20 protein-coding genes are annotated in these 15,674 nt (G+C 66.5%); 9 read left to right on the forward strand and 11 right to left on the reverse strand.

Translation table 11 applies throughout. The features are described from left to right. Positions 1 to 73 precede the first annotated feature (73 nt). A complete protein-coding gene (locus tag RJT68_RS17350) occupies positions 74 to 268 on the forward strand; it encodes a hypothetical protein (RefSeq protein ID WP_407037786.1) in 195 nt (64 codons plus the stop codon). A 51-nt stretch (positions 269 to 319) separates the two neighbouring features. On the opposite strand, the gene RJT68_RS17355 is transcribed toward RJT68_RS17350, so the two are convergent. Continuing rightward, positions 320 to 562: a glutathione S-transferase N-terminal domain-containing protein gene (locus RJT68_RS17355; protein ID WP_407037787.1), complete on the reverse strand. Its 243-nt coding sequence runs from the start codon at positions 560 to 562 to the stop codon at positions 320 to 322. A 115-nt stretch (positions 563 to 677) separates the two neighbouring features. On the opposite strand from RJT68_RS17355, the gene RJT68_RS17360 reads away from it, so the two are divergent. Then, positions 678 to 1,172 (forward strand): redoxin domain-containing protein, encoded by a 495-nt coding sequence (locus tag RJT68_RS17360; RefSeq protein ID WP_407037788.1) that lies wholly within the window; start codon positions 678 to 680, stop codon positions 1,170 to 1,172. A gap of 37 nt (positions 1,173 to 1,209) precedes the next feature. On the opposite strand, the gene RJT68_RS17365 is transcribed toward RJT68_RS17360, so the two are convergent. Continuing rightward, positions 1,210 to 2,637 (reverse strand): ATP-binding protein, encoded by a 1,428-nt coding sequence (locus RJT68_RS17365; RefSeq protein ID WP_407037789.1) that lies wholly within the window; start codon positions 2,635 to 2,637, stop codon positions 1,210 to 1,212. Between the two features lie 142 nt (positions 2,638 to 2,779). Further along, positions 2,780 to 3,499, reverse strand: coding sequence for a hypothetical protein (locus tag RJT68_RS17370; protein ID WP_407037790.1), 720 nt, complete (start codon positions 3,497 to 3,499; stop codon positions 2,780 to 2,782). Positions 3,500 to 3,763: 264 nt separating this feature from the next. Here RJT68_RS17370 and RJT68_RS17375 point away from each other — a divergent pair, with 264 nt between their 5' ends. Both RJT68_RS17375 and RJT68_RS17380 read left to right on the forward strand, forming a co-directional pair. After that, a complete protein-coding gene (locus RJT68_RS17375; RefSeq protein WP_407037791.1) occupies positions 3,764 to 4,132 on the forward strand; it encodes a universal stress protein in 369 nt (122 codons plus the stop codon). Position 4,133: 1 nt separating this feature from the next. After that, positions 4,134 to 4,700 carry a GNAT family N-acetyltransferase gene (locus RJT68_RS17380; protein WP_407037792.1) on the forward strand — a complete coding sequence of 189 codons (567 nt, stop codon included), beginning with the start codon at positions 4,134 to 4,136 and terminating at the stop codon, positions 4,698 to 4,700. A 76-nt stretch (positions 4,701 to 4,776) separates the two neighbouring features. Here the strand turns inward: RJT68_RS17380 and RJT68_RS17385 are convergent, their stop codons facing one another. Next, positions 4,777 to 5,235 carry a universal stress protein gene (locus tag RJT68_RS17385; protein ID WP_407037793.1) on the reverse strand — a complete coding sequence of 153 codons (459 nt, stop codon included), beginning with the start codon at positions 5,233 to 5,235 and terminating at the stop codon, positions 4,777 to 4,779. 208 nt (positions 5,236 to 5,443) lie between these two features. On the opposite strand from RJT68_RS17385, the gene RJT68_RS17390 reads away from it, so the two are divergent. From RJT68_RS17390 to RJT68_RS17400, 3 genes are all read left to right on the forward strand, one after another. After that, positions 5,444 to 5,887 (forward strand): universal stress protein, encoded by a 444-nt coding sequence (locus tag RJT68_RS17390; RefSeq protein WP_407037794.1) that lies wholly within the window; start codon positions 5,444 to 5,446, stop codon positions 5,885 to 5,887. A 103-nt stretch (positions 5,888 to 5,990) separates the two neighbouring features. Then, positions 5,991 to 7,229 (forward strand): DHH family phosphoesterase, encoded by a 1,239-nt coding sequence (locus RJT68_RS17395; RefSeq protein ID WP_407037795.1) that lies wholly within the window; start codon positions 5,991 to 5,993, stop codon positions 7,227 to 7,229. Between the two features lie 146 nt (positions 7,230 to 7,375). Then, positions 7,376 to 7,762 carry a DUF7344 domain-containing protein gene (locus RJT68_RS17400; protein WP_407037796.1) on the forward strand — a complete coding sequence of 129 codons (387 nt, stop codon included), beginning with the start codon at positions 7,376 to 7,378 and terminating at the stop codon, positions 7,760 to 7,762. 93 nt (positions 7,763 to 7,855) lie between these two features. On the opposite strand, the gene RJT68_RS17405 is transcribed toward RJT68_RS17400, so the two are convergent. The 3 genes from RJT68_RS17405 to RJT68_RS17415 form a co-directional block, all read right to left on the reverse strand. Beyond that, the gene (locus RJT68_RS17405; protein WP_407037797.1) at positions 7,856 to 8,548 is read right to left on the reverse strand and encodes a hypothetical protein; all 693 of its coding nucleotides are present in this window, start codon (positions 8,546 to 8,548) and stop codon (positions 7,856 to 7,858) included. A gap of 105 nt (positions 8,549 to 8,653) precedes the next feature. Then, positions 8,654 to 9,085 (reverse strand): DUF5807 family protein, encoded by a 432-nt coding sequence (locus tag RJT68_RS17410; protein WP_407037798.1) that lies wholly within the window; start codon positions 9,083 to 9,085, stop codon positions 8,654 to 8,656. Positions 9,086 to 9,187: 102 nt separating this feature from the next. Next, positions 9,188 to 9,646, reverse strand: coding sequence for a hypothetical protein (locus RJT68_RS17415; RefSeq protein ID WP_407037799.1), 459 nt, complete (start codon positions 9,644 to 9,646; stop codon positions 9,188 to 9,190). Between the two features lie 328 nt (positions 9,647 to 9,974). Between RJT68_RS17415 and cheY the strand changes: the two genes are divergently transcribed. Together cheY and RJT68_RS17425 are read left to right on the forward strand one after the other, a co-directional pair. After that, positions 9,975 to 10,328, forward strand: a complete 354-nt coding sequence (cheY, locus tag RJT68_RS17420; protein WP_407037800.1) for a chemotaxis protein CheY — start codon at positions 9,975 to 9,977, stop codon at positions 10,326 to 10,328. Between the two features lie 7 nt (positions 10,329 to 10,335). Further along, complete coding sequence (locus RJT68_RS17425; RefSeq protein ID WP_407037801.1) at positions 10,336 to 11,544, forward strand: chemotaxis protein CheC; 1,209 nt, start codon at positions 10,336 to 10,338, stop codon at positions 11,542 to 11,544. 142 nt (positions 11,545 to 11,686) lie between these two features. Here RJT68_RS17425 and RJT68_RS17430 read toward each other — a convergent pair whose 3' ends face one another. From RJT68_RS17430 to RJT68_RS17445, 4 genes are all read right to left on the reverse strand, one after another. Further along, positions 11,687 to 12,073 (reverse strand): DUF7344 domain-containing protein, encoded by a 387-nt coding sequence (locus tag RJT68_RS17430; protein WP_407037802.1) that lies wholly within the window; start codon positions 12,071 to 12,073, stop codon positions 11,687 to 11,689. A 97-nt stretch (positions 12,074 to 12,170) separates the two neighbouring features. After that, positions 12,171 to 13,052, reverse strand: coding sequence for a CheF family chemotaxis protein (locus tag RJT68_RS17435; RefSeq protein ID WP_407037803.1), 882 nt, complete (start codon positions 13,050 to 13,052; stop codon positions 12,171 to 12,173). Positions 13,053 to 13,225: 173 nt separating this feature from the next. Then, entirely contained in the window at positions 13,226 to 14,899 is a 1,674-nt protein-coding gene (locus tag RJT68_RS17440; protein ID WP_407037804.1) for a type II/IV secretion system ATPase subunit, read from the reverse strand. Between the two features lie 14 nt (positions 14,900 to 14,913). Further along, positions 14,914 to 15,672 (reverse strand): ATPase domain-containing protein, encoded by a 759-nt coding sequence (locus RJT68_RS17445; protein ID WP_407037805.1) that lies wholly within the window; start codon positions 15,670 to 15,672, stop codon positions 14,914 to 14,916. Positions 15,673 to 15,674 lie beyond the last annotated feature (2 nt).

The following is a 15,674-nucleotide window of genomic DNA, read 5'->3' on the forward strand; positions in this document are numbered from 1 at the left end:
ACCGCGGGTATCGGTCAGAGACCGCACAAGGAGATCGTCCGACCTGAAGGGGACCGCGGAGACGGACGACGAGATGGCGATCAGCCACGAGGAGTACGAGGACGAGAGCGTCATCGCCGTGGACTTCGGCCCCGTCGGCGAGCCGTCGGTCGACGTCGTTGACGGGACGGCGATCGTCGTCGTGGGTGACGAGCAGTACGAGTTCGACGTGCCGCCGGAGGCCGACGACGTCACCGTGAACGACGGGATCGTAACCACCCGAGGCTAATGACACCGATCGGCTCAGCAGCGAAAAAGCGAGGCGCTCGAGCGCCGGTGCTCACCGATACGACCGATCGAGGTACTCGAGGATGCGCTCCGACTCGGCCATCGTCACGCCCCGATTCTCGTCGACGACCACCGGGACCTGCCGCTGGCCGGAGACCCGCTTGACCTCGTTTCGCTTCGAGTGGAGTCCCTCGACCCAGACGCTCTCGTAGTCGACCTCGAGGTCGTCGAGGCGGTCGGCGACGACCTCGCAGTACGGACAGCCCTCGAGTCGGTAGAACGTGATCGCGGTCATGGAAGGCGGTTCGCGCGCGAGGGACAAAAAGGTCCGTTCGCTGCCCGAACCGCCGAGCCGGGGGGCCGTTCGCCGGAGTACCGACTTTTTTGGCCCGTGCGAACGAGTATCGCGCATGCCGCCAACCGAGGGGGAGACGCTCCCCGACTTCGAGGCAGCGTTCTGCGACGGCGAGACGTTCCGCTCGAGACGGCTCTCCGAGGCGCTCGAGCCGAGGGGCGGCGTCCTCGTCTGCACCGGGTTCGCGTTCAGCGCCATCGCCCAGAACTGGTGGACGCGCTTCGTCCGGGCCGGGTGGGACGAGTTCGACGACGTCGCCGTGATCGGCGTGAGCCGCGACGGCCCGTACGGCCAGAACGAGTTCCTCCGGCAACTCGGGCGACCAGACTTCGAGTTCGTCGCGGACGTCGACGGGACCGCGGGCGAGGCGCTCGATCTGCTCGTCGACAGGGACCACATGGCCGGCGTCTCGACGCCGTGGCGCTCGGCGTTCGTCGTGGGCCCGGCCCGGACGGTGCGCTACGCCTTCGTCGCCGACGACTGGATCTCGCCGCTACCGCGCGAGGAGGTCGAGGAGGCGGTCGCCGCGCTACCGCCTCGAGCGGATTGAATGGAACGCGCGGACGAGGTGACGAGAGCCGCCGAAATCAGTGTTCGTGACCGTGGTCGTGGTCGTGGCCGTGCGAGTGCCCGCCGTCGGAACTCGCCTTGCCGCCCCCGCTGCCGCCGCCGACGCTCCCGCCGGCAACGAGCGCGTCGTGGTCGCCGTCGATCATGTCCATGTTCTTCAGATTGTCCCGCTCCTCGAACTCCTCGACGGCGTCGATCAGGTCCTGCTGGGTCAGCGTCGTTCGATCCTCGGTCAGCGCCTCGAGGACGGCCTCGCGCATGACCATCCGGAGGTCGCTGCCGGTCAGCCCCTCGGTGACGTCGGCGATGAACTCCGGATCGAAGTCCTCGATGTCCATCGTGCGCGTGACGACCCGGAGGATGTCCGCGCGCATGCCGAAGTCGGGCTTGGGGAAGTTGATGATCTCGTCGAACCGGCGCCAGGCGGCGGCGTCGAGCTGGTCGGGGTGGTTCGTGGCGCCGATCAGGAGCACGTCGTCCTGGATGAGCGAGATGTTGTCGATGCTCTTGAGCAGCGTGTTGACCGCGCGCTTGAGGGCGGCGTGCTCGTCGCTGCGGCGGGTCTTCGCGACGAAGTCGAACTCGTCGATGAAGAGGATGCACGGGGAGAGCCGTTTCGCGACCTCGAACGTCTTGTCGACGTTCTTCGCCGTCTCGCCTAAGTACTGGGAGGTGATCATCGAGAGTTTGACCTCGACGAACGGCAGGTCCATGTCGTGGGCCAGCGCCTGGGCGGTCGACGTCTTCCCCGTTCCCGGCGGGCCGACGAACAGCAGCTTTCCGATCTCGCGCAGGCCGATGTCCGCGAGGTAGTCGCGGTGCTCGATCGCCTTCGCGATCTTGTCGATCTCGCCCTCCTGATCCTCCGTGAGCACGAGATCGTCGAGCGTGACGTCGACTTCCTCGGGGGCGCGCACCTCCACGAGGTCCAGCATCTCCTCGTCGTCCTCGTCGTCGAAGTACTCCTCGAGGAGGCCGTCGATCCAGACGCGGTCGGCCTGGATCGGACGGTTGGCGTCCCGCGATTCCTCGTAGTCGACGTCGAAGGCGTCGGCGAACTCGTCGTGGTCCTCGAAGTGCTTGGCGAGCGTCGGGTTCTCGAAGATCCGCTCGTCGTCGGCGCGCTCGGCGAACCACTTCTCGGCCATCTCCTGCTGGCCGAGCGTGAGCGTTCCGGAGAAGTCGTCCCGGTCGGTGAACATCAGGTCGGAGACGGCCTGCCAGGGTTGGTCGACGTCGGTCGCCTCGCGGACGGTGCTGTTCGTCGCGGACAGGGGCCTGGAGATCCCCCCACGGGTGGCGCCGCTCCCGTCGTCGTCGCCTCCGCCGGTCCAGAAGACCCGGCGGTACTCGGGCGGGAGGTCGTTCTCGTCCAGCGATCGGTCGTCCGAATACACCCTCGTCGTGAGGAGAAACTCGACCACGTCGAGCGCCGCGTCACTCATTCCGTGGACCTTACCACCACAGCGCCTTAACGGCGTCGTCACGCACAACGACTGCGACGGGTTCCGGGTCGACGGCTCGCACGTGTGACTTCCGTCGGAATCCGTCGCGATCCCCCACACTCGTCGCGCTCCGTCGGCACCGCTACTCGCTATCGGACCCGTCCTCGGAGACCGATTCGGATTCGCTCGCGTACGCGAACCCGTGTTCGTCACCGTTCCCGTCGGTGACCGTGATCGACCCCTCGCTCGGAATCTCGTCCTCGAAGCGGACGCGGACGAGCACGTTCAGGGGCGTCAACATCTCGGCGCACGCTTCGTCCTCGGACGACGCGTCGACCGCGGCCGCGCTCACCCGGAGTTCGTCCGCGTCGTCGAGCTCGAGCGGGTCGAGTTCGAGGTCGTAACACGCGTTCGACCCGACCGTGTGGATCCACACGAGCCGGTCCGTCTCGAACGCCGTCTCGTCGACGAACGCCTCGACGTCCGACCGCTCGTCGTCGGGGAGGTCCTCGTCCTCGAGCGCTCGCTCCGCCTCCGCAGCGTCCGAGAAGACGGCCGCGTCCGTCTCGTCGGTTCCGCCGCCGTCGTACGAGTACACCCAGTAACCGTCGATTCCGTCCGGCAGCGCCTCGTCGTCCGGTTCGCCCGTCTCTCCCCGGTCGGTACCGTCGGTCGGGTCGTCCCCATCGGAGTCGTCGCTTTCGTTCCCGTCGGCGTCGTCGTTTCCGTTCCCGTCGCCGTTTCCGTTCGGATCGTCGCTCGTCGCGCCCGCGTCCGCGTCGAACTCCTCGAGACAGCCGGCGACGGACACGAGGCCGGCGAGCGATCCTGCGGCGAGTACTCGTCGTCGCGTGTACGTCATGCGACGTCCAACTCCAGGCACCCGACTAAACGTACCGCTAGCTAAAACGCGTGTTTCACGTTTCGAGACCCCGATTTCGATCCCGGGAGTGGACCGCCTCCACCGGCGCGGCGAACTGAACGCCGGGGCGAGCGAAACGCGCTCGAGGTGACCGCCACGGCGACCGGCAGCACCGGCGAGCGGGTGACCGAACCGGCGACTGCGAGCGCGAAATCGGTCGGGAAGGGCGCAATAATTTTCCTCCGTGGGGTCCCACACGAGAGTATGAACGTGTTGCTGGGTCTTTCAGGCAGCGAGGAGTCGGTCAAGACGCTCCGACGAACGGTCGAACGGACCCGAGACGTCGGCGACGACCTCACCGTCGTCGTCGTCGAGAAACCCGAAGCGGAACGGTCACAGGACGAGATGTACGAGGAGGCCGTCGAGTGCCTCGAGGAGGCGGGCGTCGAGGCCGACGTAATCGAACTCGAGGGCGATCCGGGAAGCGCGCTGGTCGACTACGCCGAACAGGGGGCGTTCGACCAGCTGGTGATCGGCGGCGGCACGCTGAGCCCGATGGGGAAGATCCGGCTCGGGCCGATCACGGAGTTCGTCCTGTTGAACGCGCCGACGACCGTCAAACTGGTTCGATAACATGGGCGATACGCGCACGTATTCCGACGAACCGTCCGGACCGTTCCCGTCCCCGCCGACGACGTTCGAGGACAAGGAGGGCCGGGCGATCGAGGTCGAGGCGACGAACGGCTTCACCGACGAACAGCTCGACGACGTCGTCGAGATGTACGTGCAGTTCGATCCGTCGGATCGAGCGCAGGGGATCCCCCCGACCGGCGAGGAACGCATCCGCCGCTGGCTCGAGACCATCATCGAGCACGGGGTCAACGTGCTCACCCGCCACGATGGCGACGTGGTCGGCCACGCGACGCTCGTTCCGGACGCCGACGACCCCGACGCGGTCGACGACCCGGGCGAGATCGCCTGGGAACTGGCCATCTTCGTCCTCCAGGATTACCAGCGGGCGGGGATCGGCACGCGGCTGCTCGAGCACCTGCTCGGCCACGCCGGCGACCTCGGCATCGAGCGGGTGTGGCTCACCGTCGAGCGGTGGAACAACCCGGCGATCGCCCTCTACGAGCGCGTCGGCTTCGAGCCGACCGGCAACGAGAGCTTCGAACAGGAGATGACGATTCGACTCGGGTGAGTCGGTCGGCGCGCGGATCGAAACGCGGTGAAAACGTCACGACGGGGCGACGCTCGATTCTCTCGCGCCCCCTCGATCAGACCGAGAGGACGGGTTGGCTCGCGTACGCGAGCACGTACTCGGCGGCCTGCTCGAGCACCTCCGCGTCGGCGTCGGTCACCGACTCTCGCGGGAGGACGATGAAGTCGGCGCCGACGGAGTCGGCTGCATCGAGGACGACGCTCCCGGGGTGGATCGTCTTTCTGACCCTCGAGAAGCCGTGTGCGGTCGACGTCGAGACCTCGACGCCGGCGTCGTTGGCGAGCCGTTCGACGTCCTCGAAGAACTCGCGGGTGGACTGGGCCACGTCGTCCTCGTCGACGGTCCCGGCGTCCATCCCCCGGACGACGCCGCGCCCGAGGACGAACAGGGCGTGGAGGGAGGCGTCGTACCGGTCGGCGACGGCGACGGCGTACTCGACGGCGGTCGCGGACTCCTCGCTCCCGTCGACCGGGGCTAACACGGTGTCGACGGTGAACGGCTCGCGTTCGGCCATGATCGTGAGTGTGCGGTGCAACGCTAAAAAAGACCCTCTCTCGAACCGCGACGTCCTCCCCCCTCGCCGAGACGACGAGTTCGCCAGGTGCGGTCGAAGAATCCATCCGGTTCGAGCGACGAATCCGTCCGCTACGAGCGACGATCCGACCGGGACGGGGACGGATCGATCCGGGAGAGTTTAACCGCCTCGAGTCGAACCTCCGGGCATGTTCGATACGGTCGTCGTCGCGACCGACGGCTCCGACAGCGTCGAGCGGGCCGTCGACGTCGCGCTCGATCTCGCAGCCCGGTTCGACGCGGAGGTCCACGCCCTCTCGGTGATCGACGTCAGCGAGGTGGACGCCTCGCCCGAGCAGCTCCGGAACGACCTCCGCGCGGCCCTCGAGTCACAGGCGGAGTCGGCGCTCTCGACGGTCGAGTCGCGCGCCGACCGCGACCTGACGACCGCCGTCCGCGAGGGGCGACCCGCCCAGCAGATCTGCGAGCACGCCCGCGAAGTCGACGCCGACCTCGTGGTGACGGGCACCCGCGGGCGCCACGGCGAGAACCGCCTGCTGCTCGGCAGCGTCGCCGAGCGCGTCGTCAGGATCTCGCCCGTCCCCGTGCTCTCCGTTCGGCAACTCGAGACCGGCGAGGCGGAGGCCGCCTGAGTCCCGCCGACCGTCGGGATCCCCGGTCGGGGTGACCTCCGGAACCGCCCGCCGAGCGGCGCGGACCGGCGCTTTCTTCCCGTCCCGCCCCGGAGAACGGAGCATGTACGACGAACTCATCGACAGCGGCGAGCTGCCGATCTCCCGGAAGTCAGTATTGCCGGGAACCGGCTTCTTCCTGCCCGATTCCCTCGAGGACGACCTCGAGGATCAGGAAACGAAGGCCGCGCTCGAGGGTGCGGAGGTCGCCGTGGTCGCGGACCCCGACGCCGACGGGCTGGCCTGCGTGGCGCTGCTCCGCGAGGCCTACGACGACGTCAGGACCGTCCCGGATCCGGCGGAGGAAGCGGCGACGGCGGACGCCGAGGTCGAGACCGACCCCGACGCGGCCGAGACCGAGACCGTCGGCCTCGACGACGACGAATCGCTCGAGCTTCCGGCCCCGACCCCCCACCGCGTGGCGCTGATCCCGGCGAGCCCCCACGACTTCGAGGACGCGCTCGCCCGCGTGGCCGAGCACGCCGAGGACGGGATCGACCTCTACGTCTGCGACCTCTGTCCCGACAAGTACGAGTACGTCGAGGCAGAACTCGAGGCGGCCGTCGAAACGGCGGAGCGGGTCTCCTGGTACGACCACCACCAGTGGGACGACGACGTGGCGGAGGCCGTCCGCGAGGCCGGCGTCGACCTCGTCGTCGGCGACTCCGAGGAGGAGTGTACTGCCGACGTCGCGCTCCGGTCGCTCGAGTACGACTTCGACGAGCGGTTCGAAGAACTGGCCGCCGTCACGCGCGACCACGACCTGTGGCTGCGGGAGGACCCCCGGAGCGACGACCTCGCCGACTACTCCTACTGGACCGATCCGGCGGAGTACGCCGAGGTCGTCCGCGAGTACGGCGCCGACCTCCCCGAGTGGGTCGAGGAGTTCATCGCCGAGCGGCGGGTGGAGAAGGAGGCGCTGATCGAGCGGGCGGTCGCCCGGGCGGAGTACCGGGAGATCGGCGGCTACACGGTCGGGGTCACCTACGGCCGCTGCTCGCAGAACGAGGTGGCCGAGGCGATGCGCGAGGCGGGCGCGGACGCGTCGGTGATCGTCAAGCCCGCCGGGTCGGCGTCGATCCGCGGCACGGACGCCTTCGACCGGTGCCACGAAGTGGCCGGGCTGGTCGACGGCGGCGGCCACCCGAAGGCCGCGGGCTGTAAGCCCGACATCTACGACGACATGCTCGACTACGCCCACCACTGGACCACCCGCGGCGCGACGACGAAGCAGGTCATCCTCGACGCCTTCCGGGCGGTCGTCGAGGACGAACCGGACGACGGCGCGTCGAACCCCGCGTGAGTTGCGGCGCTCGAGGGCAAACCCCGCCGACACCGGTCCCGCGGAGGGTGAACGAGATCGGGGGACGCCACTGTCACTCACCGACGGCCCAAATCCTTTTGGAGCAAGTATTGTCGTCCCCTTCGGGAATTGTACGGCCGTAAACGATGACGCCGGAACAACTGGATGCGATCCACGCGTTGCTCGCGGACGCGCGCCGTCGGTACGTCCTGTACCACTTCCTGAAGAACCAGCGGGGGAGCGCCGAGGAACTGGCGCCCCAGATCGCCGCCTGGGAGCGGGGCGTCTCCGTCGACGAAGTCGACCAGTCGGCCGTCGATCGCGTCTCCGTCGCCCTCGTTCACAACCACCTCCCCCGACTGGCCGACCACGGGATCGTCGACTACGACGCTCGAAGCGGCGACGTCGTTCCGGCCGAGGCGTTCGAACGCGCGCGACCGTTCATCGAGCACGCGTTCGACTTCGAGCGTCGCACGCGGACCACCGAGGAGTTCATCCACTCGCAGAACAACGGTTCGAGCCGAACCACGTAACGTCGACGTTTTCGCGAACCCCCGCCTCCCCGTCTCGAGCGCCGGCGCTCTCGACCGGGTCGAGGGTCTTCTGGAGCACGACCGTTCGAACGATCACTCTCGAGCGAACGCCCTGATCGCCAGCTGGAGGACGTGGACGAAGACGCCGGCGACGGCCACGTAGACGCCGATCGTCTGGACGCCCACCGAAGCGTTCCGTTCGTCTCGCACCTGCCAGATCTCGTAGCCCAGTCGCAACAGGAAGCCGAGAAAGATCAGGACGAACCCCGCGAGCAGAACCGGCGCGACGAACGTGCCGATGAGGACGGCGACGAGCCCTCCGAGGAACGAGTACGTCGCGTAGCGACCCCAGCTCTCGAACGACTTCGAGCGCGCGAAGACGTACCCCGCGATCAGGGCCGTCAGGAGCGCGGTGACGACCGCCGTGATCGCGAGGATCTCGAGGTGGCTCCCTCGAGGGGCGAACGAGAGGACGCCCGCGCCGAAGACGCCGAAGGCGAGTTGCAAGACGACGGTGCCGACGAACGCGATCCCCAGGTCGCCGTTTCGCACGCCCCGTTCGGCGACCAGTTCGCCGCCGGTGATCGCGGCGCCGTAGACGATCACGCCGAGGATCGGGACGGAAAAGAGGTAGTCGTTGACGGCCGCGAGCGGCGTCTCGACGAAGACGTACATCAACAGGACGTTCAGCGCCATCAGCGCGCTCGCCCCGCCGATCACCCGCGCCTCCCGACTCGAGAGGCCGAACCCCCGCTCGGTCTCGGCGGGGGTTTCGAAGGAACTCATGTACGACGGTAACGGCCTCAGCGGCAAAAGGCGGGCCCATGCAACTGCCATATAGTTGTTTCATCGCGCGCGTACGCGAGAGGCGAGTAGTGGCGATCAGAGCGCTCAGCGCGTCACGGTCCACCGATCGGAGTACGCCGTCCCGCAGGCGCACCGGGCGTAGGCGTGGATGACGTCGCCCTCGGCGTAGATGCCGCCGACGTCCTCGTTTTGCTCCTCCGAGAAGGCGAAGACGAACCGAACCTCGTGGTCGCCGCCGTCGGGTTCGTCGGGGCAGGTGCCCCCGGTGAGGTCGCTCTCGACGAGTCCGTCGACGTCCATGGCCGAACCGGCGAACTGCATCGCCTCGGTGCCGGTCGCCGCCCGGAAGGCGTTTCGGCCCCGCTCGCCGTCGACCACGATCAGCACGCCGCCCTCGACGCGCTCGCCGAACTCGGCGAGGCGGTCGTCGTCGACGAACGAATCCGCGAGAAAGAGGGCGACGTCGTCCGGGCGCTCGCCGGCCAAGAACTCCTCCCGTGGGTCTCGATCGGTCATCGTACCACGAGGTCGGCGTTCGAACCGGATAAAAGCCGCGTCACGGGAGTCCGACGCGCCGACGGACGCCGACCACGCGGAACCCTGTCCGTACCCGAACGCTCACCCCCAGTCGGTCAGGCGGCGGACGATCGGGTACGACGCCCCCAACACGGTTCCGAACGCCACCAGCGCGTCGAGGCTGGGAAGGTGGTGATAGGGCATCGGGACGCGCTGACCGCCGACGATATCGAACCAGAGGGGCACCCCGTAGGCGACGACGACCAGCCAGAGCACGGTGCCGTAGGCGAGGCCGATGCAAGCTCCGGGGAAGGAGTATCGGACCGCGTCCCGCAACGGGAGCGGGGCGAATCGGCTGCGGGCGAGACGGGAGACGACCGCGACGAACCCGGCCGTCGCGACCGCGCTGTGGAGGTAGAGCAGGTGCCACTCGTCGACGCCAGACAGCCCGTACACCTCGACGAGGGAGTCGAACCTCCCGGTCGCCATCAGGACCGCCCCGAGAACCGTCCCGGCGACCAGCGAGGCGGCCGCCGTTCGGACGGTAATCGTCACGCCCAAACGTATCCTCGACCGTGACTGTCTGTAAGTCACGAGTATCTTCTCGAAACGAATTCGTAAATAGCCGCCCCTGTCCGTTCGCATCCATTAAGTGCTCCCGGGAGGGGATCGCCGGAGAACGACCTGCTCCCGCGTTCGGACCACGACGCGGGCCGAGGGCGACGCCCGAACGCCGCCGTTACCGAATCGGCCGAAATTATTATAAGAAAGTCGAGTAAACGGCCCGGGCGAACGAGCTCGTTGGCCAGTATTAAGCGTGACGGCCGATCGAACGGATGTCACCGTTTTGGTCAACATCGTTAAGTGAATCCGGCGTATTGCCCTCCCCATGGACGTGCTGATAACTGACGATTCGGGGTTCATGCGGAACCTTCTCCGGGAAATCCTCGAGGAGGAACACGACGTCGTCGGCGAGGCCGAAAACGGCGTGGAAGCGGTCGAACTGTACCAGGAGAAGCAACCCGACATCGTCTTCATGGACATCGTGATGCCGATCAAAGACGGCATCGAGGCCACCGACGAGATTACGGACATGGACCCGGACGCGACGGTCGTCATGTGCACCAGCGTCGAGCAGGCCGAGCAGATGAAAGACTCGATCAAGGCGGGCGCGGAGGGGTACATCACGAAGCCCTTCCAGAAGGAGAGCGTGCTCGAAGAGCTCAACAGCATCACCGGGTAACCCGCGCATGGAAATCGACATTCACGCGCTCGAGACCTACCAGGAACTCGCCCACGACGGCGCACGATCCGCGGCCGCCTCCCTCTCCCAGCTCACGGGCATCTCGACCCACGTTCAGGTGACGGACGTGTCGCTGATGTCCTCGACGGACCTCCAGTACGAGTTCATCGGCAACGAGTTCGCCGGCGTCAGCATCGACCTCTCCGGCGAAATCGAGGGCGAGGCCGTCCTCGCGTTCGACGAGAGCGGACGGAAGGCGATCACCGACGTCCTCGTCCCCGCCGACGACCCCGAGATGAAGAAGAGTTCGATCAAGGAGGTCGGCAACATCATGACCAGCGGCTTCGTCGACGGCTGGGCGAACCACCTGAGCGCGAAGATCAAGAGCCACCCGCCGACGTACATCGAGGGCTCCGGGACGGACGTCCTCCCGAAGTCGGCGACCGACAGCGAGAAGCACCTGTTCGTCTTCCGCAGTCGGGTCGAAGCCTCGAAGGACTCGGTGAACGAACCCGTCGACTTCCGCATCCTCCTCGTCCCCGAGTCGGACACGCTCGCCCGGGCGTTCGAACCGCAGACCGAGGACGGCATCTCCGTCGAGAAGCTCGAGGTGTTCAACGACATGACCAAGGAGGGCGCGGAGAAGGCCGCGGCGAACATCACCTCCATGACGGGCATCGAGACGGCCGTCAACATCAGCCGGCTGAGCCTCGTCCCCATCGAGGACATCCCCGCCGAAGTGGGGCACAAGCGGTACGTCGGCACCGTCATGGAGTTCGAGGGCGTGCTCGACGGCTACCTCGCCATCCTCTTCGACCAGCCCTCCGGTCGCGCCGTGGTCGACTCGCTCGTCCCGATGGAGACCGACGAGCAGTGGGGCGACATCGAACAGGGCGCGCTGAAGGAACTGGGGAACATCATGACCAGCGGCTTCGTCGACGGCTGGGCGAACGTGTTGAACGCGGAGATCAAGCACACCCCGCCCCAGTTCGTCGCCGACGTCGGCTCCTCGATTATGAGCCCCATCACGGCCCAGATCGCCCGCACCGACGACCACGCGTTCCTGCTCGACTCGAGCATCGAGACCAACAGCGACCAGGTGTTCACCTGCCAGATGCTCGCGCTCCCCCGGCGGGCGGATCTCGAGCGGGCGCTCGAGGAACTGCTCGTCGAAAACTCCCAGAACACGCGAGTCGACCCCGACGATCTCTTCTGACCCATCGGCGCGCGTTCGCCGTCGCGTTTTCACCGGAACTCGCTCGCGTTCCTGGCGGTACGCGCGCTTCGACTCGCGTCGGCACACGTCACGGTGCGAACGACCGAACGACGGGTCCGATCCGGAACGGACGCCGCGTCGATCACTCCGACTCCGCCTTACGGAGGTGTTTCAGGATCTCCCGAACCCGTTCGTTCGGGCGATAGCGCACCGTCTTGCGTGGGGGATCGTACTCGACGAGTTCCGCGTCCGCCAGCTTCGGAAGGTGGACGTGGTACAGGCTCGTCTCGATCCCCTGTCGACCGGGAATCACCCCCGTTCGCTCTCGTTCCCGTTCCAGCAGACGTTCGGTGAGCGATCGGACGCTCGCGGTTTCGTTCGGATCGCCGGCGAGTATCCGAACGATCTCCCGCCGGTGGTGGTGAGCGAGCACCTCGAGGATCGCGTTTAACGAGAGTTCGGAGTCGTCGACGGACGAGTTCGCGCGGTCGTCGGACCGCTCGCCGTTCCGCCCATCATTGGGAGACATTATCTAGCATTTAGGATGATGAGATCCCCACCGCCATGAGTGTTCGCGTTGGAATAGTGTGGTGAGACCGGCCTCGAGAAATAATTCCACCGCCGGCTCAGGCGTTGACGTCCTCGATCCGCTGGCTCACGATGATCCGACCCTGCGGGGTCAACGCCACCCCGTCGGGGGTATCGACGATCAGGTCCTTGTTCCGGACGGCGTTCAACACGTTCGTCACGTACGCCGGGTCCCCGTCGAGCATGTTGGTGAAGTCGATGTCGCCGCCCGTCGCGTGGACGCTGACCAGCACGCGCTTTTCCGGGTTCGTCAGTTCGATCTCCTCCACCTCCTCGCGGACTTCATCGTACTCGATCCGGAGGTAGCGGGCGAGCAGGTTCACGTACCGGCTCTCCTCCGGGGCGATCAGCGTCGTCGTCGACAGTCCCGCGTCGTCGACGTGCTTGACGACGAGCGTCGTCCGGCTCGAACCGCCGAGGTTGTTCCCCCGATCGATGTTCATCACGGCCTCGACGTCGATGCCGACCGTCTCGCCGTCGGTCACGAGTTCGATCCGACGGGCCTTGATCCGGAGCCGCCCCTCGACGACGGGCGTATCCCGCACGCGGCCGCCGACTCGCGCGGGGTGTTTCACCGCGACCGATCGACCGTTCAGCAGGCACCGAAAGAGGATCGCGACGAACGTCTCGACGGTCTCTCCCGCGCTCTCGATCACCGCGCTCCGGACGCGGCCGTCCGTTTCGTAGCCGATCGTCACCGTATCGTCGAAGAAGCGCTTGACGTGCTGAGGAGCGCTGCTCACGTTGACGTCGATCACGCTCGAGAGCGGGATCGTCACCTTCCCGTCGCCCGTCGCGAGGACGAGTCGACGCTTCGTCATGATGATCCGACCGGTCGTCGGCGTTCCCGAACCCCCGTCCTCGTCGTCACCGCTGAGAAAGAACCGACCGGTGATATCGGCCACGACGTCCTCTGGCATGTTCACCTCTATAGAGTGAACCGTCTTAGCCCTTTAGGGCAACACGAGACTCGAGGTCGGCCTCGGCGCCGACGACGGATCGCCGCCAGACGGGCACGAAACTGCCTCGAGGGGCGACGTAGTGGGGCGCCGAACCGGACGTCCGACACCGGCCCCGATCGGCCCGGCCACGATCAGTCCGGCCGCGTGATGTGGAACGGCAGCCCCTCGACGCCGTCGCGCTGGAAGGCGTCGATCGTCTCGTTCACCTCGTGGTACTCGAGGATGTTCTCCTGGATCATCCGCTCGATGATGTCCGCGCGGAACCGCAGGTCGTCGTAGATGTCGCGGGTGTCCGCGTACCCCAGGAGGGTCGCGATCTGTTCTTCGAGCACGTAGGAGTTGTTCATCCCCTGGAAGACGATCTCGTCCTCGACGGGGTCCCAGTAGAACACCTGCCGGGTGACGACCCCGTCCATCTGGTCGGAGTACCCCTCGATCTCCTGGACGCTCGTCACGCGACGGAGCACGTCGTTGCCCTGTTTCACCCGGTTCTGGAACAGCGCCACGTCGGCGTTGTCCATGAACGTCTCGGGGACGTTGATCGGATCGCCGGTGAATCGCTGGATCATCGAGACGATGTCGCTGGCGTGGAACGTCAGCATGACCGGGTGACCGGTCTGTGCGGCCTGGAACGCCATGCGACCCTCCTCACCACGAACCTCACCCACGATGATGTACTCGGGGCGGGAACGCAGCGCGGCCTCGACCAGTTTGAACATGTCGACGTCGACGCTGTCTTCGCTCTCGCTCTCCCTGGTCAGCAGCTGCTGCCACGTGTCGTGGGGCGGGAGCACCTCGGCGGTGTCCTCAGCGGTGTAGATCTTCGAGTCCCGGGGGATGAACGACATGATGCTGTTCAGCGTCGTCGTCTTCCCGGACGCCGTCTCGCCGACGACGAACACCGTCCGCTCGTTCTCGAGGCAGAGCCAGAGGTACGCCGCGAGTTCGGGCGAGAGCGTCCCCCAGTTCGTAATCTGGGCGACCGACAGCGGGACCTCGGAGCCCTGACGGATGGTGAGGCTCGGCCCCTTCACGCTGACGTCGGAGCTGTAGATGACGTTCAGACGCGATCCGTCGGGCAGCGTCGAGTCGATGATCGGCTCGGCGTCCGTCATCGGATTGCCGATGCGCTCGCCCATGTTGGACAGCCACTGGTCGAACTCCTCCGGGGTCCCGAAGTCGACCGTCGTCTCGACCATCCCGTAGACGCCGTGGTCGACGTAACACTCGTTCGGACCGATGACGTGGATGTCCTCGTTCGCCGGGTCGCGCATGACCGGCTCGAGCGGCCCGAGGCCGACGATGTCCCGGTTCAGCCGGTAGCGGATGTTCTCGAACGTCTCCTGGGAAATCTCCTGGATACCGGGGTGGAACTTCACCTTCAGCCGATCGAGGACGTTCTCGATCTCCTGGCCCTTGATGTGGGTCGTCTCCTCGAGCAGTTCCTCGATGCGGTCGGTGTACTCGGCTTCCTTCTCGGGCGCCTTCTTGCTCGAACTCCGACGGAGCAGGGAGTCTTTGACCGTCTCGAAAACCGCCTGCTCCTCCTCCGAGAGCGTGGGCTCGACCGCGAAATACTGCATCTTCGTCCCGACGTCGCCGTAGATGTGGCTGTAGATCGGACCGCCCACGGGGTAGAGGACGTTCGGGTGATTGGTCTCGTACTCCGAGGTCGGCTCGTCGATCAGCAACGGAAACTCGCCGGTGATCTGCCTGAACTTCTTCAGGTGCTCTCTGAGGTGCGGTCGACGCGCCGCCAGTTCCTGAAGCTCCTCCGACGGCTTCGGCGTCCCCATCTCAGTCATTGCCCATCACCGTCCTAGGCGACGCTGCGGTTTTCGATCACGATGCCCACGCCCGACCGGACCGAAAACCCGATCCGGTCGCCGACCTGTTCGCCCATCCCCGCGAAGCGCTTGATGAACAGCTGTCGACGGACGTCGTTGCCGACCTCGATCATCTCGAGTTCGATGAAGACGTCGGCGATCGACCGGAACGGCCCGATCGCCTCCTCGCCGACCGTCGACGGGTCGACCGTGAGGACGACGACCTTCCCCTGTGAGATCACGTCCCGCAGAAAGGAGATGATCTCGAGGGCCGCCTGGCGCTCCTCGTTCTGTCGCACCAGCGCCTCGAACTTGGGGTCGTTCCGGAGGATGGAGTCGAACGTGTCGATGATGATCACGTCCGCGGTCCAGATCGTCTCCTCGTTCATGAGCTGGGTCAGCAGGTCCCGGCGCTCTTTCTTCTCCGCCGACGAGGAGAGCACGCCCCCGCTGTCGAGGTCGCCGTGAAGGAAGAGCATGTGCTCGAACAGGAGGTGCTCCTCCACGTTGTAGTTCAGCGAGTCCATCTGATCGATGAAGCCCTTCACCTCGAGTTCCGTCGAGAGCAAGGTGACGGACTTTCCCGTCTCGCAGAGGCCGTAGGCCATCCGCTGGGAGATCGCGCTCTTACCCGCGCCGTAGTCGCCCTCCATCAGGACGATGCTGCCGGTCGGGATGCCGCCGCCGAGTTCCTTGTTCAGCCGGTCCCGTTCGTCGAGGCCGATCGAGAAGATGTTCTTGAACTGGCTCATCG

Origin of the sequence: Halovalidus salilacus, assembly GCF_031852275.1 — an archaeon.
In the GTDB taxonomy this organism is placed as follows: domain Archaea; phylum Halobacteriota; class Halobacteria; order Halobacteriales; family Natrialbaceae; genus Halovalidus; species Halovalidus salilacus.